Origin of the sequence: uncultured Corynebacterium sp., from assembly GCF_945649885.1 — a bacterium.
GTDB lineage: Bacteria > Actinomycetota > Actinomycetes > Mycobacteriales > Mycobacteriaceae > Corynebacterium.
Genome location: NZ_CALZFS010000005.1, coordinates 1 through 18,792 on the forward strand (window position 1 = coordinate 1; position 18,792 = coordinate 18,792).

Annotated in this window: 17 protein-coding genes and 1 pseudogene; 2 read left to right on the plus strand and 16 right to left on the minus strand. The window is 59.0% G+C overall.

Annotation, left to right across the window (positions count from 1 at the left end; all coding sequences use genetic code 11):
- The 5 genes and pseudogenes from Q0M74_RS01040 to Q0M74_RS01060 all read right to left on the minus strand — a co-directional run.
- A pseudogene (locus Q0M74_RS01040) lies at positions 1-348 on the minus strand (hypothetical protein); the annotation flags it as partial.
- Positions 349-440: 92 nt separating this feature from the next.
- A complete protein-coding gene (locus Q0M74_RS01045; RefSeq protein WP_293950918.1) occupies positions 441-1,397 on the minus strand; it encodes a hypothetical protein in 957 nt (318 codons plus the stop codon).
- Complete coding sequence (locus Q0M74_RS01050; protein WP_293950920.1) at positions 1,394-1,864, minus strand: hypothetical protein; 471 nt, start codon at positions 1,862-1,864, stop codon at positions 1,394-1,396. Before Q0M74_RS01050 ends, Q0M74_RS01045 begins: the two co-directional genes overlap by 4 nt.
- A 528-nt stretch (positions 1,865-2,392) precedes the next feature.
- Positions 2,393-3,703 (minus strand): tryptophan synthase subunit beta, encoded by a 1,311-nt coding sequence (gene trpB / locus Q0M74_RS01055; RefSeq protein ID WP_293950922.1) that lies wholly within the window; start codon positions 3,701-3,703, stop codon positions 2,393-2,395.
- Between the two features lie 275 nt (positions 3,704-3,978).
- Positions 3,979-4,959, minus strand: a complete 981-nt coding sequence (locus tag Q0M74_RS01060) for a bile acid:sodium symporter family protein (RefSeq protein WP_293950924.1) — start codon at positions 4,957-4,959, stop codon at positions 3,979-3,981.
- A gap of 546 nt (positions 4,960-5,505) precedes the next feature.
- Here Q0M74_RS01060 and Q0M74_RS01065 point away from each other — a divergent pair.
- Complete coding sequence (locus Q0M74_RS01065; protein WP_293950926.1) at positions 5,506-6,597, plus strand: NADH:flavin oxidoreductase/NADH oxidase; 1,092 nt, start codon at positions 5,506-5,508, stop codon at positions 6,595-6,597.
- Between the two features lie 52 nt (positions 6,598-6,649).
- Here the strand turns inward: Q0M74_RS01065 and Q0M74_RS01070 are convergent, their stop codons facing one another.
- The 10 genes from Q0M74_RS01070 to trpL form a co-directional block, all read right to left on the minus strand.
- On the minus strand, positions 6,650-7,039 hold the full coding sequence (locus Q0M74_RS01070) for a Rieske 2Fe-2S domain-containing protein (RefSeq protein ID WP_293950928.1): 390 nt from the start codon (positions 7,037-7,039) through the stop codon (positions 6,650-6,652).
- A gap of 102 nt (positions 7,040-7,141) precedes the next feature.
- Positions 7,142-8,740: an FtsX-like permease family protein gene (locus tag Q0M74_RS01075; RefSeq protein ID WP_293950930.1), complete on the minus strand. Its 1,599-nt coding sequence runs from the start codon at positions 8,738-8,740 to the stop codon at positions 7,142-7,144.
- Entirely contained in the window at positions 8,737-9,621 is an 885-nt protein-coding gene (locus Q0M74_RS01080; RefSeq protein ID WP_293950932.1) for an ABC transporter ATP-binding protein, read from the minus strand. Before Q0M74_RS01080 ends, Q0M74_RS01075 begins: the two co-directional genes overlap by 4 nt.
- 732 nt (positions 9,622-10,353) lie before the next feature.
- A complete protein-coding gene (gene trpA, locus Q0M74_RS01085; RefSeq protein ID WP_293950934.1) occupies positions 10,354-11,193 on the minus strand; it encodes a tryptophan synthase subunit alpha in 840 nt (279 codons plus the stop codon).
- Positions 11,193-12,449 (minus strand): tryptophan synthase subunit beta, encoded by a 1,257-nt coding sequence (gene trpB / locus Q0M74_RS01090; protein WP_293950936.1) that lies wholly within the window; start codon positions 12,447-12,449, stop codon positions 11,193-11,195. Before trpB (Q0M74_RS01090) ends, trpA begins: the two co-directional genes overlap by 1 nt.
- 16 nt (positions 12,450-12,465) lie before the next feature.
- The gene (gene trpCF / locus Q0M74_RS01095; RefSeq protein ID WP_293951004.1) at positions 12,466-13,890 is read right to left on the minus strand and encodes a bifunctional indole-3-glycerol-phosphate synthase TrpC/phosphoribosylanthranilate isomerase TrpF; all 1,425 of its coding nucleotides are present in this window, start codon (positions 13,888-13,890) and stop codon (positions 12,466-12,468) included.
- Complete coding sequence (gene trpD, locus Q0M74_RS01100; RefSeq protein WP_293950938.1) at positions 13,877-14,905, minus strand: anthranilate phosphoribosyltransferase; 1,029 nt, start codon at positions 14,903-14,905, stop codon at positions 13,877-13,879. Before trpD ends, trpCF begins: the two co-directional genes overlap by 14 nt.
- Positions 14,906-14,940: 35 nt before the next feature.
- Positions 14,941-15,576 (minus strand): anthranilate synthase component II, encoded by a 636-nt coding sequence (locus tag Q0M74_RS01105; RefSeq protein WP_293950940.1) that lies wholly within the window; start codon positions 15,574-15,576, stop codon positions 14,941-14,943.
- Positions 15,576-17,156 (minus strand): anthranilate synthase component 1, encoded by a 1,581-nt coding sequence (locus Q0M74_RS01110; protein WP_293950942.1) that lies wholly within the window; start codon positions 17,154-17,156, stop codon positions 15,576-15,578. The genes Q0M74_RS01105 and Q0M74_RS01110 overlap by 1 nt, the downstream gene beginning before the upstream one ends.
- A 222-nt stretch (positions 17,157-17,378) precedes the next feature.
- A complete protein-coding gene (trpL, locus tag Q0M74_RS01115) occupies positions 17,379-17,432 on the minus strand; it encodes a trp operon leader peptide (RefSeq protein WP_293951006.1) in 54 nt (17 codons plus the stop codon).
- A gap of 135 nt (positions 17,433-17,567) precedes the next feature.
- Between trpL and Q0M74_RS01120 the strand changes: the two genes are divergently transcribed.
- A complete protein-coding gene (locus Q0M74_RS01120; RefSeq protein WP_293950944.1) occupies positions 17,568-17,960 on the plus strand; it encodes a hypothetical protein in 393 nt (130 codons plus the stop codon).
- An 85-nt stretch (positions 17,961-18,045) separates the two neighbouring features.
- Here the strand turns inward: Q0M74_RS01120 and Q0M74_RS01125 are convergent, their stop codons facing one another.
- Positions 18,046-18,573 carry an SdpI family protein gene (locus Q0M74_RS01125; protein WP_293950946.1) on the minus strand — a complete coding sequence of 176 codons (528 nt, stop codon included), beginning with the start codon at positions 18,571-18,573 and terminating at the stop codon, positions 18,046-18,048.
- Between the last annotated feature and the right edge of the window lie 219 nt (positions 18,574-18,792).

Consider the following 18,792-nt stretch of genomic DNA (forward strand, 5'->3'; position numbering starts at 1 on the left):
GGCATGACGGTTATAGATCCTCACTGCAAACTCCCCCTGGCGTTCAAAAGCCTGGATGCTCAAAGAACCATCAGACACCGACTCCCCCGCCGCAAGCTGGACCGTGCCAGTGACTGAATGCGTGCGTGGAATATCTAGACCGATGAGCCTGTCTGTGGTCCGGTACCAACGTCCCGGAGTGTCCGGGTACTCCAGGGCGGAAGCAGGCTTGTCTGGTTCCACCCAGTGGTTGGCGGTCAGTGCGGTCGGACCCGTGGGGGATGATGCATATTCTGTACGGCCCCGGTGCCAGGCATGCCAGTCATCTTCATCGAAGGTGAATGGCTGAGATATGAGCCTGGTGGCCATCGTTGCTCCCTGGGGTGAGTGTGTGATGCGGGGTAAGAATAAACCTCATTGATGGAATGGTGGAAAGGTTATATGCCCAACCGGACGTCTGGCTAGAGGCACGACGCTTCAGGGGCCAGAGATAACTCATCCTGAATATGGGAGATGAGCGTACTTGCCATCGCCTGGGCATCGGAGAAAGTTCCAGAACCAGGACGCACAATGATCGCCAAGGCCACCATCTGACCAGTTTCAGGATCAGTGCTTAAACCAAATTGACGGGCCATATAGGAACCATCTGGATCCGGACCCCAGCCACCTTTGAACCTGGCGTTGGGAAGCTGGCCGATCCCCCATGTCTGGCTTGCCTCTACCATGGACATGCTCTCCAGCACAGGTTCGGCACCGGGGATGCATTCCAGATTTGCTGCGAAGCGCGCCTGATCTGTCGGTGTCCACATGGTCTGCCCAAAGGTGCTGAACTCACTTCGGGATCGCACAGCATTCACCGCTGTCCCGCTGCCACCCTCCGCCAGCACGGCACCCGTGGCACCACTGGCCTGCTCCGGAGTTCCCAGCGATAACCACAAGGCCTCAGCTGCCGGATTATCAGACCACTGGATAGCCGCCGTTGCATTCGCCGCCTGCTGGGGATCCTGACGTAGTGCCGCAATGGCAATCGGAACCTTGATGGTGGACCAGGATGCAGCAGGGCCTGTATCGCCCGCCATGAATTCCGTACTGCCATCAGAAACAGCAATGCCCGCGGTGCCAGCAAACACCAGGGTTGTCTGCTCCACGGCAGCCTGCAGGGCCCCATTGAGCTCACCGGAGCCAGCACTTATTGACGCCCCCTCAGGCTCAACACCATGCCCTGCTTCAGGCTGCGCCCCTGGCCGTGGATCCCCAGATCCCGGGTTCAGATGACTGGTGATTGTCACTGTGGAGGTGGACTGGGTGGAAGAGGAAATCGGGGCAGTTTCCAGATCGCCGATCGTACAACTGGTGAGCAGCAACGGCACGGTGAGGGCCAGGCTGCACCATCCTAAAGGACGGAGTCTGACCCTCATGAGATGTAGACGACAGCATTGTTGCCACCGGTACAAGTGACATAGCTGCCATTGTCTGTGCAGTTCATTGTGTAATTGAGCCCAGTAACAGGACTATAAGCCGTGATGGTGCCGGAGGTCTGTCCCGTATTGTAGTAGAAATCCGCAAATGCTGAACGCACATAGCGGGCGAATTCCACACTGGTGACGCTGCTGCCGGTGTAGACATTGTTGAAATTACCGTCTGGCTCACCGGTCCGTGCCGAGGCATTTGCCGCATAGGCATTATTCGGCAGGGAGACCCGGGAAGGACGTGACTGATTCACCGCACGGTCATCGCCCTGCGGAACAGGTGCCGGGCGGACTACCTCCGCTCCAGCTGGTGCCTCCTGCCCATCTTCACCGGGGACTACGACAACCTCGGTGACGATGGCTGTGTCTCCCGGCTCCCCTGCTTCCACCGCTTCATTCTGGTTTCCGAAATTCACCCATCCAGCAACACTGGCGACAACAAGACATAACCCAGTGAGAAGGAGGACCGCTATGACCATGGCAACTGCCAGTAGCCATCTGTTCTTGAGTTTCGGAGGATTCTGCGGAGGGAACTGTTGGTACTGCGGTGGGTGCTGGGGATGCTGTGGTTCACCAAAGGGCGGAGTGCTTTGTTGGGGTGGGGCAACTGGGGGGAAGGAAGATGTTTCCGGGGAGGGATTGCCCTGTTCACCAGATAGCTGGTGAGGATCTTCGCTCCAGGGGTTCTGGTTGGTCATCGCACTGTCCTTTGTTACGTATGCCCGTTGCTGGAAGATCAATGCGACTGACCTGTGAGCAACTCGAATACCCATACTGTATCGAGGAATTCAGGGAAAAGTACGCAATTAGATAACTGCTTTAACCTGGCCGTGTACTGCCCTGCCCTGTGGTCGTGGTGAGCTCCTAGGGGGAGGTTCTTCAGGGCATAAAAGATAGTGATGTCTCTGCAGAGGCATCACTATTACCGGGGCAGGAGTATTTGGCTAGCGGGTGTCAGCCTGTGGAGTCAGTACATCCAAGACACCCAGAACATCAATATCCGTGAGCGGGTCAGTGGCAGGATCCAGGGTGGCATGATCGCCGAGAAGCTGACGGACATAGGACACATCCTTGTCACCCCGGCCGGAAAGATTAACCAGAATGTTGATCGGTTCGGTGGCCTCGGCAGCCATCTTCAGGGCATGCGCCAGGGCGTGACTGGATTCCAGTGCAGGGATGATGCCTTCATAACGGCATAGTAGACGGAAAGCCTGGAGGGCCTCCGCATCGGTGATGCCCACATATTCAGCCCGACCGGTGTCCTTGAGGTGGGCATGCTCCGGGCCGATGCCCGGGTAATCCAGACCTGCGGACACAGAGTGGGAATTGCGGAGGTTTCCTTCCTCATCAACCAGGACATAGGAAAGGGATCCATGCAGATGTGATGGACGACCATTGTGCAATGGTGCTCCATTGAGATCAGTATCCAGACCGTAGCCAGCCGGTTCCACACCGATCAGACGGACCTCGGCGTTGCCGGGCTGTTCCTCCAAGTACTGGGCGAAAGCACCGATGGCATTGGAACCGCCGCCGACACAGGCAACCACAGCATCAGGAAGCTGGCCGGTGCGTTCCATCATCTGTTCACGCGATTCCCGGGAGATCACGGAGTGGAACTCCTTGACCAGGGTGGGAAATGGGTGCGGGCCGGCAGCGGTGCCCAGCAGGTAATGAGTCTCCGCGAGATTCTCCACCCAGTCATTGATGGCGATGTCGATGGCACTACTGAGGCCGTTGCCGGACTGTTCATCCACGGCAACAACTTCAGCACCCATGAGCCGCATGCGATAAACATTCGGCTGCTGACGGGCAACATCCTTAGCGCCCATGTAGACGGTGCACTTCATGCCGAACAGAGCAGCCACCATCGCGGTTGCCGTGCCATGCTGTCCAGCGCCGGTTTCTGCAATGAGTCGTGTCTTGCCCAGGCGCTTGGCAAGCAGTGCCTGGGCCACCACCTGATTGCCCTTGTGGGCGCCGCCATGAACTAGATCTTCGCGCTTGAGGAAGATGCGGGCGGTTCCCCTCCCCTGGCCCTCCAATGGCAGATTGGCGCATTCGGTGATGGGGGTCGGGCGACCGAGGTAGTTGGTGTAGAGGCTGTTCAGCTCGTCGATGAAGGTGGGATCCTCGAGTGCATCAACATAAGCCTTCTCCAGTTCATCGAGTGCAGGAAGAAGGAGATCAGGGACGAACTGTCCGCCGTATTCGCCGAAGTGGGCATCGAGGAGGGTGTGACGTGAAGTTGTTGTCATGATCTAAAGGCTTTCTGGTGAAACAATCATTGAGGAGCGAACTTGGCAAAGAGATCGGCAACATGCTGACAAGGTGTTGACCAGTAAAATCCTACATCGTGAAGTTGATGGGAAGTGGGGGATCCTCAGGGGAATATCTCATACTCCGATGTTTCACGTGAAACATGGGTGGGGCGCTGCCTCCGAGGAGATGGGGGCTGGTAAATGAAAACGGTGACATCCCACGAATCTCGGGGAATGTCACCGTTGGATCTTAAAATCCAGAAGGAATGCTTCTAAGCAGAAGCCGCAGCCTTCTGCTCCCCTGCTTCCTTGCCATAACGCGCGGCCAGCCAGGCGCAGATCATAAGCTGAATCTGGTGGAAAATCATCAATGGAAGAATGAGGAGACCAACATTGGCTCCACCGAAGATCACTGCTGCCATTGGAAGGCCGGTGGCCAGGGACTTCTTGGTGCCGCAGAACTGGATGGCGATGGAGTCAGCACGGTTGAAACCGATGCGCTGGGAGATGAACATGGTGAACCAGAGCATCGCCATGATCAGCGCAATGGAGAAGACGATGAGGAAGGCGATGTCCCATACCGCGACGGTGGACCAGATGCCGCTCACCATGCCTGCAGAGAACGCAGAGTAAACCACCATGGCGATGGAACCACGGTCCACGATCTTGGTGGCCTTGTTCGCTGCGAGTTTCTTGACCCACTTCCTACAGGCCTGGCCGAGGATGAAAGGTAGCAGCAGCTGGATGGCGATGTTGAGGAAGACCTGGAGATCAATGCTCACACCACCATCAGCGGTCATGAGCATCATGACCAGCAGTGGAGTGAAGAAGACGCCAGCCAGATTCGAGAGGGAGGCCGCCACGATGGAACCGGCGATATTTCCCTTGGCGATGGAGGTGAACGCCACCGAAGACTGCACAGTGGAAGGCACCAGGGTGAGGAAGAGGATGCCCATATAGAGATCTTCAGAGATGAAGAAGGTCAAAGGCTTCAGGCCTACACCCACCAGCGGGAAGATCAGGAAGGTGACTGCCAGGATCGTGAGATGGAGGCGCCAATGCTTCAGGCCGTTGAGGGCCTCCTGCGTGGACAGTCGCGCTCCATAGAGGAAGAAGAGCAGAGCGATGGCGATCTTCACTGCATAGTCGAACCACTCGGCGAATGTCCCACTCGCCGGGAGGATGATGGCAACGATGACCGCAAGAACAATGAGGACAATTAACGGATCCAACCGTTTCAGGCGTTCAAGCATGTATGTGAGTGTACGGCCCCCGGTAGCGGTGCGGAGTGGGTTGGTAGCTGCCGGTTGCTGTTCAAGTCACTCCCCGGGTTATGCGGTGCGATCCGATCATGGTGTACTGTTCAAACCACAGCGAGGGTGCTCGGCACGGAGATGCTGAGTATCAGCTTCCTGCTGGTGGTCTAGTTACTGGGCCCTGGAAATCTTTGAAAAGCTCAGGCTTTTCAACCCCGTGGGGGCGGTGTTGACCCACTGAGGGATCTCCATGATGGAGCTTGCGAAACTTGGGGAAGTTTCGTGGTGGGATAATTAAGTTTTTAGGAAAATCCATTGCGGGGTAGGCCCACTACTTTGTGGCTATATCATCAAATTATTCAAGTAATTAATTGGCACTCCTCGCTGTCATCTGTTTTGTCACAGTGATCTTAGTAGGATGATGTCCTGGGTGGTTGAAGCTCCCCTCTTCTGGGCTAAAATTGCTTCTTAGGGATTATTGAAATACTTAGATAAATAATTTTTATCTGTCTTCCGGTGTGGGCTTCAGCTATCGTCGACTGCATGACTTCCCTCTTCTCTCCTCTTCAGCTCCGCGGTCTGACGGTCCGCAACCGGGTATGGTTGGCTCCGATGTGTCAGTATCAGGTGACTGCCCACGACGGTATCCCGGAGGATTGGCACACCGTTCACTATGGCGCCCGCGCTGTGGGCGGCTTCGGTCTCATTGTCACGGAGGCCACCGGAGTGAGCCCGGAGGCGAGGATCTCCCCCGCTTGTACAGGGCTCTGGAATGATGATCAGGTTCTGGCATGGAAGGGCATCACTGATTTCGCCCACTCCCAGGGTGCGGTGATCGGGGTGCAATTGAATCATGCCGGCCGTAAAGCGGGCACCTACCCGTGGCTGCCCGGCCAGCCATCGGGCACGATACCTCTTGGGGAAGGTGGTTGGGAGACCCACGGCCCTAGCGCTCTTCCCCAGCAGGGTCTGGGCACTCCCCGCGAGATGACGCTGGAAGATATCCGGAAGGTTATCGCTGATTTCGCCCAGGCCTCGCGCCGTGCCGTTGACGCCGGCTTCGACACCATTGAGGTCCACGGCGCCCATGGCTACCTCCTCCACCAGTTCCTCACCCCGCTGGCCAATAAGCGCAGCGATGACTATGGCGGCTCCTTTGAGAATCGCACGCGTCTCATCCGAGAGATCGTTATGGCGATCCGTGCCGAGATTCCTGAGGAGATGCCGCTTCTGGTGCGCCTCTCCGCCACTGACTGGATTGGAGATGAGCCTTCCTGGGATCTCGAGCAGACTGTCCGCCTCGTGGCGATCCTCAAGGATCTCGGTGTGGATGTTGTGGACATCTCCACCGGTGGTGCCTCGCCGGCGCGTATCCCGGTCCGCCCTGGCTACCAGGTTCCATTTGCTGCGCGGGTGAAAAAAGAGGTCGGGATCTCCACCTCCACCGTCGGCCTCATCACCGAAGCACATCAGGCGCAGCAGCTTCTCGACGAAGGGCAGGCGGACATCGTCTCCCTCGGTCGCGCTGCGCTGCGGGATCCCTCCTGGCCCCAACGTGCAGCCCATGAATTGGGCCTGCCCTCTGAGGAGACCCCCTTTCCCACTTCCTACTGGCGCGCGGCCTGGCCGAAGTGAAAGTAGAAAGGCGATGTTTCACGTGAAACATCGCCTTTCTACTTGTGTGGGTTTAGAGCACAGAGGCACTCAAGGTGTCACCCTCCCGGGTGAGGTTAGCTTCGCTGAGTCCGGTGGCTGCCGGGCCGGAGATCAGAGAGCCATCCATGATGGAGAACTTGGAATTGTGCTTGGTACAGGTGACTACATCCCCCTCCACCTTCGTGATGAAGTTGCCCTGATGTGGGCACGCCGAGGAGTAAGCGAGAAACTCCCCTTCCATGGGTTGGGCGATGATGACGGATCCGAGGATGACCGCACTGCCCACGGGAACTTCGGTGGCCGCAATCTCCTTGGGTGGATTGCTGCCACAAGCGGCGAGGAATGCTCCGGCGAAGGTGGTAGCGGCGCCGAGGAGGAAGGTGCGACGGCTGCAGGCTGGGGATGAAGGTGAGAGGCTCATAGCTCCAGTATTGCTGGTCCGGGTGGCAAGGGCTAATTATTTGAGATGAAAAAATCCCCGATGTTTCACGTGAAACATGACGGGGATCTGACCTTGGGGGAATTAGCGGATTTCTCGCTCTCGGGCACCGATCAAACCGATGATGACACTGGTCAGTCCCAGGGCTGAGAATATCGCCAAGGCTCCGATATCCCCTCCAGAAGGGGTCAGGGTGTGGGACAGTGGCGAGAGATCGACCTGTTCCGGGGTGAGGGTGAGTAGTGGCCCCAGGATGGAGACCGTGCCAGCGAGAACTACCGGGAGCCAGGACAGCTGAATCAACCGCGGCGCCCATCCAGCGAGCAGTGTGGCGATGCCGATGAAAGCCAGAGCCTGGAGAATCAGAGACAGTCCTGCCGTCAGGATGAGCTTCTTTCCCTCCGCTACTTCCCCATCCTGAATCTGCAGTGCGAGGAGACCACCGAGAATGGAGAGGATCGCACAGGCGAATCCGGTGAGGACTGCTGTTGTCACCGCACCCGCCAGGGGTCGGTGACGGGAAATTCCAGTGGCGCGGATGGTGTCGATCAACCGGCTTCTCTCCTGTCCGATATAGGACACCAAGGGTTGGGTCACCGCCACGGCGACCAACACAGCCACCATCTGAAAAACATAGATGATGAACTCGGACTGGATATCCTTCATGGGGAGCAGGTCCTGGATGATGTTGAGCGTGGCGTCGTCCTCTTCCAAGAGCGGGATCATGGAGTCGATCAGCGGCAGAATGCAGGCGATGATCACTCCACATGTCAGCGCCCAGGCGATGATCATCCCGCGGTGGGTCAAGAGATTCAGCGACACCAGACCCCGGATCTTCCGCGCTCCTCTCCCCCGCCCTTCCCGTGCCGGAATCAATGCGGAATGGACACTGCGGTAGGAATCCAGAACCACCGCCAGGATGAACAGACCGACGCAGATGAGTGCCGCCCAGCCGACCGCTCCCCAGTCATCATCGGTGAAGGGCATGATGTGCGCCCTCCACCCCAAGGGGGAAATCCAGTTGAGGATGCCCGAGAGCCCGGAGTCATAGGAATCGGCGAACACCCGGATGAGGAAGGATGCCGCGATAATGAGCAGACCCAACCGATTGAGATTGGTGGAACCACCGATCAGGGACTGCAGGATACTGGTCAGTCCGATGCACCCGATCATGGTGAGTGAGATCAGTGCCCCGAAGGTGAAGGCACCGTCGATGCTGATCTCTTCGGTGCTGAGATAGTGCAGTGCGAGGAGGATGAGCGCGAGACCCGCACCCACCAGGATCGCCACCAGAGTGGAGGCGAACAAAGCCGCGCGGAAGATAGTGGAACGTGGCAACCCCAGTGACTGGATGAGTTCACTCTCTCCACGGAGCTCCGCACCACGGTACATCGTGGTGAAGATGAGCACCGCCATGACCGAGCTGAGGATGCACGCCCATGCTCCGATCTCCCAGGCCGTGAATTGTCCGATGGTGCCGGGCGGCGGGAAGACGCCATACATTGCTTTGGTGCCCATGTTGTCGCGCATGCCAGCCACAAGCGGTTCGCGGCCCGCGAGAGTCGGATAATACTGGAGATAAGCCGGTGGCATGGCGGCGACAAACAGCCACAGTCCCAGACACCACCAGAGGATGGTCATCCGTGCGAGGCGGAGATTCAGGCGGATCAATTGGGCATTCATGATTCCTCCTCCCCGTAGTGCCGGAGGAAAATCTCCTCCAGTGAAGCCGGGGTGCTGATGATGTTCTCTCCGCCAGCATCGATGATTGCCCGCAGTATGGAGGGCACCGTGGCGGCATCGGTGGTGAGACTCAGATGGCCCTCGTGGAACTCCACATCCGGATGATGCTCCAGCGAAGCGGGAAGTTCTGGAAGCATCGCACTGATCTTGTGGGCGGAGATCTGTTGGAGATAACCGACCTCATTCGACGCCACGGAACGCCCTTCCTTGATTACCGTCACGTGATCGCAGAGCGTTTCCACCTCACTGAGAATATGACTGCTGAGAAGAACTGAGCCACCGTTCTTCTGAAATTTGCGTACTTCACGGACGAAGACATTCTCCATGAGAGGATCCAGACCGGAGGTCGGTTCATCCAGAATCAGTAGTTCCGACTCCGGGGTGAAAGCAGAAATCAATCCCACCTTCCTTCGGTTACCGGTGGAATACTCCCGGATTTTCTTATCAGGATCCAAGAGGAAAAGCTCAATCAATTCCTCTTCGCGCTTCCGGTTGACGGGAATTCCACGCAGGGACTCCAAGGCCCGGAAGACTTCCCGGCCGGTCAGATTCGGCCAGAGGGTGGCGTCTCCGGGGACATAGCCGACCTTCTTCAACACCTCTGGATGTTTGCGGGGATCCTCTCCCAGGACCCTGACTGTTCCCGATGTCGGGGTCAGAACTCCGATCAGCGCTCGGATGGTAGTGGATTTTCCGGCACCATTGGGGCCGAGGAAGCCGTGAACACTCCTCTCCCCAACCGTGAGTGAGAGGTCATCTACTGCAGTGAAACTTCCGAATTTCTTGACCAGGTTCTGGATCTGAATGACTGGAGGGCTCATGCTCCCCATTATCGGCTCTTTCACTACAGCGGGTGCGGGAGTCTGATTTCAGGGTGTCCGGAGTTCTCCAGAAGTCCTGAATTAGTCCGCCGGGAGGAGACGATAGTCTTCCCGGGAGGGCTGATATGAGGTGAAGGAGCAAGTGGGAATCTCGCTTGAGTCGGGTGCCGCGGAGTCTCTCATCGAAGGTCTCGAGGGTCCCTGGCCAACTCTCCGACAGACCTCGTGAGGGATTTGCAGAGGGGCTTGGTGGACTTCTCCTTGCTCCCCTCCCGAGAATCATCTGGTGGGGTCACCGGGAATCCCACAATCACCGTTCCCTGCGAGAGTATCCGATGGGGGGGCTCTCTGAAAGCTAAGTGAGGGCCATCTGAAGATCACACCCTAAGCTCCCCGGTGATGACCCCGGGCATCATCACGGGATTCGCGACTCCTCTGCTGGCCCCTCCTTAGAATTCTTGGAGGGCGCGCAGTCCTGGATGCCAATCGTCTTCGGGTGGCACGGATTCGGCTTCCCCTCAAGCCAGTCCAATAGGGGTCGCGCAGTAGTCAGGCGTGGGTGCCACAAAGCAGTTTCTGGATACTGCAACCACTCCCCTACCCCACCGGATGATCCGCAGGATATTTTTAAGCCTCCGCCCCTCATCCTCAGGTATGGAAAAACCGGCGATGTTTCACGTGAAACATCGCCGGTTCATTCCCCCGATCCAGACTGCCACGGAGAGTGGAAAACTACTTCTTGGTGGCAGCCTTCATGGCGGAAACGAACTCAGTGAGTTCCTTCTTCAGCCCAGCAAGATCCTTGATGGTGGATGGATTTGGGTGCTCGCCCTCGCAGTGAGAGGCGATGATCTTGGTGATCGCGGAACCCGTGATCGCCCCGGAGGCACCCGCGGCAATGGCATCAGCCACGTGCTGCGGGGAGGAGATGCCGAAGCCCAGGAGGATCGGGGCGCCACCAAAACGCTTGATGTTATTAACCACATCTTCCAGGCCCGCGGTGCTGGATTCGCGCTCCGTGCCGGTGACACCGTCGCGGGAGATGGCGTAGATATAGCCCTTGGATGCGGCACTGACACCCTCCAGGGTGGTCTCCGAAGCCTGTGCCGGAGCGATGAAGATCGGGTCCACACCGGCCTTCTCAGCGGCCTCAATGAAGGGTCCGCCTTCGCGTACCGGAACATCCGGGATCAGAACGGAGTCTGCACCGGCGGCGGCGAACTCTGCATAGAAGCTGTCCAGTCCCCGGGTGAAAGGCACGTTGCCGTAGATGAGCATGCCGATCGGGATTTCCGGGTAGGCCTCGCGGATACGGGCGATCAGCTCCAGACAGGAGTTGACGGTGGAGCCACCGTCGAGGGCACGCAGGTGGGACTCTGCCACGGTGGGGCCATCGGCTACCGGATCGGAGAAGGGCACGCCGAGTTCGAGGGCGTCAGCGCCGGCGTCGATGGCGGTGGCGATGATCTCGTAGGAGGCGTCCGGGTTGGGATCGTTGAGCATGATGAAGGGAACGAAGGCGCCCTCCCCTGCCTGATCGAGACGCTCAAAGAGGTTGGTATAACGGCTCATTATCGGTTCTCCTCCTTGAGGACTAGTTCTGGGTTCTCTTCCAGGGTGCGACGGATGTGGTCAACATCCTTGTCGCCACGGCCAGACAGGGAGACCAGGATGGTGATCTCCTTACCTTCCTCCTCGGCGAGCTTGGCGCGCTTGATGGCGTAAGCGAAGGCATGTGAAGACTCCAGGGCCGGGATGATGCCCTCGAAGCGAGCCAGGTACTGGAAAGCCTCGAGTGCCTCCGCATCAGTGATGCCCACATAGGTCGCGCGACCGGAGGCGTGGAGGTATGCGTGCTGCGGGCCAACGCCTGGGTAGTCCAGGCCGGCGGAGATGGAATAGGACTCTTCCACCTGTCCGTCGGAACTGCGCATCAGATAGGAGCGGGTGCCGTGCAGGATGCCGATCTGGCCATTGGTGATGGTGGCTCCGTGCTTGCCGGAGTCCAGTCCCTCACCGGCGGGCTCAGCGCCGATGAGCTCTACGCCCTCTTCATCGATGAAGTCGGCGAACATACCGATGGCGTTGGAGCCGCCACCAACACAGGCGACCACAACATCGGGCATCTTGCCGGTGCGCTCGAGCATCTGAGCCTTGGCCTCTTCGGAGATCACCTTGTGGAATTCACGCACGATCGTTGGGAATGGGTGCGGTCCGGCGGCGGTGCCCAGGAGGTAGTGGGAATCGTGGAAGGTGGCGGTCCAGTCACGCAGTGCTTCATTCACGGCGTCCTTGAGGGTGCCGGAACCGGACTCAACAGGGATGACCTTCGCGCCATGCAGCTGCATGCGGTAGACGTTGGGTTGCTGACGGGCGACGTCCTTGGCGCCCATGTAAACCACGCACTCCAGTCCCAGCAGGGAGCAGGCAAGTGCGGTGGCGGTGCCGTGCTGTCCGGCACCGGTCTCAGCGATGATGCGCTTCTTGCCCATCCGCTTGGCCAGCAGTGCCTGACCGATCACCTGGTTGGTCTTGTGGGCACCACCGTGGACCAGATCCTCACGCTTGAGGAAGATGCGGGCATAACCCTTGCCCTGTCCAGCCAGTGGCAGGTTGGAGCATTCAGTCAGTGGGGTGGGGCGGCCGAGATAGTCGCGGAAATAGGTGGCCAGCTCCTCACGGAACTCTGCGCTGTTGGTGGCATCGACGAATGCCTTCTCCAACTGGTCCAGTGCGGGTAGGAGAGACTCGGCGACGAACTGTCCACCGAACTCACCGAAGTAGGCGGGTAGCAGTGTGCTGCCGCCGAGGTTGTGATTGTTAGTCATGAGATTCTTTATACCTTTAGTAGTGGAAGGTTCGGATGGTGGAGAAGATCTTGAGGATGGCACCGGCGTCCTTCTTGCCTGCCCACTCCCCTGCCTCAGCGGAGTATTCCACGCCGGAGTTGATGTCCAGTCCGCCGCAGCCGACGGCGAGTGCCTCTGCTGCATTTGCCGGGGAGATGCCGCCAGCCAGGAGTGCGGAGGAACGAACCTCTGCAGGAATGGTGGACCAGTCGAAGGACTCGCCACTGCCGCCCTGGTGGGCATCCAGCACGAGACGGTCAACCTTGTCCGCCAGGGCGAGGGCGATATCGGCTCCGCCCTCAGAGGTCATGGAGACGGCACGCCACACCTCAACCTCGGGGCCAACCTCAGCGCGGACGGACTCAACCAGAGCGAGTTCCGCCGCAATGGAGTCCTGCAGTGGGGCGTGGATCTGGACGGCATAGATGCCCTCCTGAAGTAGTTCCGCGTAGCCGGAGGTACGGCGGCTGACCGCTACATAACGCAGATCCGGCTCTGCGGCGATGATGGATGCGGATGTTTCACGTGAAACATTTCGCGGGGAGGCCTCCTCGAAGATGAGTCCACCATAGAGGGCGCCTGCTGCCCGTGCGGTCTGGGCCGCCGTGGCGGAAGTCAATCCGCAGACCTTATTGGTGCCGTAGACAAGCTCGCGTGCCGCGAACTCCACATCGGGCTGACCGGTCAACTGGGAACCCACCAGGAAACCATGGGAGTGCCCACCGAGCTGGCGAACGGTCTCATTGTCACGCACACCGGACTCAGAGATCAGCACTGCATCGGCCGGGATCAGCTTGGCCAGACGGCCTGAGCGATCCAGATCAATGGACAGGTCGTGGAGGTTGCGGTGGTTCACACCGAAGATCTTCGCGCCCAGCTTGATGGCACGCTCGACCTCTTCCTCGTCGATGACTTCGGTGAGCACGTCGAGACCGAAGCGCTCTGCCTCTGCCGCAAGCTCCGCGTAGGCGGCGTCGTCAAGTACGGACAGCATCAGCAGGATGGCGTCGGCACCGAAGTAACGGGCGGCCTGCACCTGGACCTTGTCGATGACAAAATCCTTGCACAGCACCGGCAGGTGCGAGGAGGCAGCCACGGTGGCCAGGTGGTCATAGTCGCCGCCGAAGCGGTCCGGCTCGCAGAGCACGGAGATGCCGCTGGCAAAACGTGAGTAGATGCGTGCGATATCGCCCGGCTGATAATGCTCACGGATCATGCCCAAGGAGGGAGATGCGGACTTGCACTCCATGATGAAGCGGGCCCCTCCCCTGCCCTGGTTCAGGGAGTCATAGAGCGAACGGGTGGACTTGGGCAGAGCGTCCACATCGACGTGGGCGATACGTGCCCGGATCTCCTCGAGATGGCCGCGACGGCCTTCGACGATGCTTTCTAAAACAGTGGGAAGTTTAGCCACGGTAATCAATCTCCTCATGCTTGTTCAACCAGTCAGCAACGGTGCCGTCTTCCAGAAGCTGCAGGGCCAGCTCGGTGCCTTCACGGAGGGAGTCCACCCGTGAGTTCAGGTAGAACATCGCACCGGCGTTCACCGCCAAGGCATTGCGATGGGCAACCGGACCTGAGCCGTCGAAGATGGCGCGCATGTGTGCGGCGTTCTCCACCCCATCGCCACCAACGAGATCCTTCAACTCACACTGTGCAACACCGAGTTCCTCCGGGGTGATCTCATAGGAGATGATCTCGCCATCTTCCTTCAGCTCCCACACCTGGGTGGTGCCATGGGCTGCGATCTCATCGGTACCGGCGCCATGGACAACCAGCGCACGGCTGCGGCCGAGTTCGCGGAAGACCTCAGCGATCATTTGACCCTGGGCCGGGTTGGCCACGCCCATGATCTGGAACTCCGGGCGGACCGGGGACAGCAGTGGTCCCAGGACATTGAACAGGGTCGGGATCTTCAGCGCCTTGCGTACCGGCTGCGCGTGGGCGATCGCCGGGTTGTAGGCAGGGGCGAAGAGGAAGGTGAAGTTGGAAGCCTCGAACCAACGCTGGGCGCGTTCGGGGTCCAGGTCCAGAGGAATATTCAGTGCTTCCAACACGTCTGCGGAACCGGACTTGGAGGACACGGAACGGTTGCCGTGTTTGACCACCTTGAGGCCACCGGCGGCAGCGATCAGGGACGCGCCGGTGGTGATGTTGATGGTGTTGGCACCGTCGCCACCGGTACCGGCGGTATCCAGCACACCCTTGCCGGAGACCGGGAAGGGACGACCGGCGTTGAGGAAGGCCTTGGCGGCACCGGCGATGTCGGAGAAGGTCTCCCCGCGGGTGCGGATGGTGGCCAGCAGCGCTGCGATGTGGACGTCATCGTATTCACCGATGGTCATCGGGGTGAATACCTCCACCGCTTCTTCCACGGTGGGAGCCTTGTTGTCCAGATACCTGTTCAATACAGCCAGGGTTTCATCAGAAGTCATATGAGAAAAATCCTTTAATAGTTTCTAACGGTTTTCTAGTTAGCTGGAGTGGACAGCAGCTTCTCCACGCAGCGGCTTAGGATGATTGGGCCGGTGGGGCTCAGCACTGATTCCGGGTGGAACTGCAGACCGATCGCCATCTCATCGGTGGTCTCCGCGGCCATGACCACGTCACCGATCTCAGAGGAGCAGGTGCCTAAGGAGATGATCCCCTTCGGTGCCTCAACACAGCCCAGTGAGTGATAGCGGCCGATCGGGACCAGGCGGCCGGGGAGATCGGGGCGGTCTGGTTCCACGTCGGTGGCCAGCCCGGTGAAGACGTTGTGGGTGACACCGGCGTTGGTCAGCGTCATGTTGTCGGTGGTGCCGTGTACCGGGCCGCAGGGCTGCACCTCTCCCCCATGGTGTTCGATCAGTGCCTGGAAACCGAGGCAGATGCCGAGCATCGGGATGGTGCCCAGGGCGCGGTCGATCAGTGTCATCATGTTTCCGGAGGTTGCTGGATATCCGGGGCCGGGTGACAGGCAGATCAGGTCTGGTTCGGCGGCCAGGATGGTGTCCACCTCAACGGTGTTGCGGAAGACGGTGCAGCGGTAACCCGCGACGGCGAAGGCATCGACAAGGTTGTACACGAAGGAATCGTGATTATCGATGAGAACAACGTGGGTCATTATCGGACTACCTCCAGGGTGGAACCGGCTGCGAGCGCAATGGCGTTGAGCACGGCATAGGCCTTGTGCAGAGTCTCATCAGCTTCTGATTGTGGATTGGAATCGCGCACGACACCGGCGCCAGCCTGAACCGCTGCCACCCCGTCCTGCACGAAGGCGGAGCGGATGACAATGCAGTTATCCATATCGCCATTGCCGCGCAGATAACCCACGGCACCGCCATAGGAACCACGGCGACGCTTCTCGACACCACGCAGCAGCTCCATCGCGCGCAGCTTGGGAGCACCCGTCAGGGTGCCCATGTTCATGCATGCACGGTAGGCATCCAGGGCGTCCAGCTCCGGGTCCAGCGTGGCGGTCACACGGGAGACCAGGTGCATGACACGGGAATAACGGTCCACCTGCAGCAGGTCGGCCACTCGTCGTGAAGCAGGCACAGAGACACGCGCCAGGTCATTGCGGGCCAGATCCACCAGCATGGTGTGCTCCGCGATTTCCTTGGCATCGGTGCGCATATCCAGTTCATTGCGGATATCCAGCTCATCATTGATGCTGCCGTCCGGGTTCAGACCACGGGGACGGGTACCGGCAATGGGGTAGAGCTGAAGCTCACGGTTGGCTGCGGTGAACTTCAGGTTGGACTCCGGGGAAGCACCAAAGAGCTCATAGGGACGGTTATTATCCAGACCACGCACGTAGAACATATACGGGCTGGGGTTGGTGGCACGCAGTTGCAGATAGGCGGCAAAGGCATCCGGGCACGGGGCGGAGAAGGACCTCGCCGGCACCACCTGGTAGATGTCTCCGTTGCGGATATTCTCCTTCAGGTTATCCACCTGCTGGCGGAACTCCTGATCCGGGATATCAGCCACCACGGTCAGGGTGTCACCGCCGTGTGGGGTCACCTGATAGGCGTGATCGGTCTCAGGAAGGGCGGAGTCGATAAGCGCAGCCAGCCCGGCCAGCTCTTCCTCCAGAGCCGCAGCGTCACTGGAGACACCGACCAGCTGGGCGGTCTGATCCTGGTGGTTGATATCCAGGATGATCTCGGCGACCAGGAACTGATAATCGGGGTAGGTGTTCACACTCTCCCCCACCTCCGGCAGGGTTTCGAAGGTCTCCAGATAATCGAAGGAGAACCCGCCCATCAGCAGCGGCAGCGCACTGTGGTCATAGCCAGAATCGAACTGCAGCTTCCGCAGCACCTCAATTGTGCTGATCGCGGTGAGACGCTCGCGCTCATCCACCGCCTCAGAGACCGGGAATTGGAAAGTCGCAGGATTTCCATGCTCTGGGGAAAGTGCGGAAATGACATAATCTGACAGCTGCTCTGCCAGGCGGGACAGCACGTGGCGGCCGGACTTTGTCAGGGGCTGTGCCGTCACACGCTGCCCGGTGCAGGTGATCCGTGCGGACCCCTTCAGCACAGCAAGTGAGGAAATGCCGTTCTTGGTGGTGATATCGGCGCTCTCCAGGAGGGCAGCATCATCAGCTGTGGTGCCACCGAGGTGGGCGAACAGGCTGGAGGCATCCTCGTGGTAGCGGACTGCGCGGGAAATAACATGCGGTGTAGCACTCATGATCTGCTCACCTGTGTGTTGTATGCAGTGGTGTTCAAGGTGGAAGCCTTTCGCTGGGAATTCAAATAACAACTCTTTTAATAAGCTTGAGCTTCATTCGATCCCGGGGCTTGCCGGTTGCATGTTCCTTGTCTCAAGAACCACAAAAGGCCCGCTTCTTCGTCGAACGAAGTACGAGCCTTGAAAACTTCAGTGTGAAAACAACTTTGAGGTCGGGCTCGCCTATTTAGCGCGCCACCACCACTGGGTGCCCTGGGATTGACAGAAGTTGTTCACAACCGAGAACTTTATCATGTGGTGGGAACTTTGTCTCATTATATATATAGGGGTATGGCCAGCCCCTGGGGGATTCCAGGATAGCCTTGAGGCATGGGGCTATCTTCATTGGTTATGGATTAAGGGGTGTTGAGTATGAGCGTGCGTATCAAAGTCCTTCTCATCAGCGTGGTGGCCATGTTCCTCGGCTGGGTGGAGATCGCTGATGCCACCAACTTTGCCCACACCATCACTAATGCGCCCCCAGTGCGTTTCTGGCTCGGTGTGGGGGCAGCAGTAGCTTGCACCTTGGCTTTTCCTCTGTGGCGGCTGAGCCGGCGTTATGAGGGCCTCTGGCAGGAAGTGGTCTGGGGCTTCTTTGGGTTCTGGGTATTGGTCACCGTGGCACTACTTATTACCGGCGCCTCGGACGGGCTGGGGTTGATGCATTGGCTGACGCCGGTGTTCCTCACCGTGATGCTCTGGGTAATGGAGGAAGCCGATAAGCAGGAAGCTGAAAGGATGGCCAAGCGGGCAGCTGAAAAATAGCTCTGAAGAAAAGAAGAACCGGCCTCTCCATATATGGAGAGGCCGGCTTTGTTGTCGGTGCTACTTGGCGCAGAAGCTGGAAAGGCTAGTCCTGCCTGGCCTGCGCGGCACGGCGCACAGCATCCAGGTCAATGGCTGGCGCGTTCAGTGGAGTGGAGTTCTCTACAGGTGCGGAAGCAGAGCTGTCGGAAGGTGAGCAGCAGCCACCTTCTCCCCCACCATCAGCGGAGCAGCAGCCACCTTCAGCGGCCTCGCCGGCGGCCTTACGCTTGGCGTCGACCATGGCCACGGTGTGCGCACCCATGCCGGCACCCATGCCGAGGAAGGTCAGCGCGCCAACCACGCCGAGGGCCACCACGAGCCACATCCAGCCAGAGGCCGTGAAAGATACGAGTGAGGCGATCGCCCATGCGACGCCGGACAGGACCCACAGGGGGCCTGCGACGCGGTGTGCCATCTCCCACAGCTCCTGGGATTTACGTACTTCAGGGACACGGATGCCGATCACCGGGTTTCCGGGGAGCTTCGCCGTCCAGGCGAGTGCACCTGCCACAATGAGCAGGACCGCGAGAATGCCAAAAAGGCTGCCAAGAATAATGCCAATCACCGTCATGTCAACCACTCTATCGTCTGCACTATTCCTTTCCGTAATCTCAAACGGCCCCTGAACGGGGCTATCAGCAAGGCTGTGATCCGGCCGGAAGCGCAGGTAGGTGGGTGGCTGGCTTCGTCTAGGTCAATGGTCAGGGCGTGCAGTAATCTGACATCTATCGCAGTTGGGTGGTGGGTACACCACAAACCCGGATCGCATCTTCGCTACCTTGCGGTACCT

Bases quoted from the DNA above. Each gene is read 5' to 3' on its own strand.
- trpB (WP_293950936.1), bottom strand. From the start codon at position 12,449: ATGACTAACAATCACAACCTCGGCGGCAGCACACTGCTACCCGCCTAC.
- Q0M74_RS01065 (WP_293950926.1), top strand. From the start codon at position 5,506: ATGACTTCCCTCTTCTCTCCTCTTCAGCTCCGCGGTCTGACGGTCCGC.
- Q0M74_RS01070 (WP_293950928.1), bottom strand. From the start codon at position 7,039: ATGAGCCTCTCACCTTCATCCCCAGCCTGCAGCCGTCGCACCTTCCTC.
- Q0M74_RS01125 (WP_293950946.1), bottom strand. From the start codon at position 18,573: ATGACGGTGATTGGCATTATTCTTGGCAGCCTTTTTGGCATTCTCGCG.
- trpB (WP_293950922.1), bottom strand. From the start codon at position 3,703: ATGACAACAACTTCACGTCACACCCTCCTCGATGCCCACTTCGGCGAA.
- Q0M74_RS01080 (WP_293950932.1), bottom strand. From the start codon at position 9,621: ATGAGCCCTCCAGTCATTCAGATCCAGAACCTGGTCAAGAAATTCGGA.
- Q0M74_RS01120 (WP_293950944.1), top strand. From the start codon at position 17,568: ATGAGCGTGCGTATCAAAGTCCTTCTCATCAGCGTGGTGGCCATGTTC.
- Q0M74_RS01045 (WP_293950918.1), bottom strand. From the start codon at position 1,397: ATGAGGGTCAGACTCCGTCCTTTAGGATGGTGCAGCCTGGCCCTCACC.
- Q0M74_RS01060 (WP_293950924.1), bottom strand. From the start codon at position 4,959: ATGCTTGAACGCCTGAAACGGTTGGATCCGTTAATTGTCCTCATTGTT.
- trpD (WP_293950938.1), bottom strand. From the start codon at position 14,905: ATGACTTCTGATGAAACCCTGGCTGTATTGAACAGGTATCTGGACAAC.
- Q0M74_RS01110 (WP_293950942.1), bottom strand. From the start codon at position 17,156: ATGAGTGCTACACCGCATGTTATTTCCCGCGCAGTCCGCTACCACGAG.
- Q0M74_RS01075 (WP_293950930.1), bottom strand. From the start codon at position 8,740: ATGAATGCCCAATTGATCCGCCTGAATCTCCGCCTCGCACGGATGACC.
- trpA (WP_293950934.1), bottom strand. From the start codon at position 11,193: ATGAGCCGTTATACCAACCTCTTTGAGCGTCTCGATCAGGCAGGGGAG.
- Q0M74_RS01105 (WP_293950940.1), bottom strand. From the start codon at position 15,576: ATGACCCACGTTGTTCTCATCGATAATCACGATTCCTTCGTGTACAAC.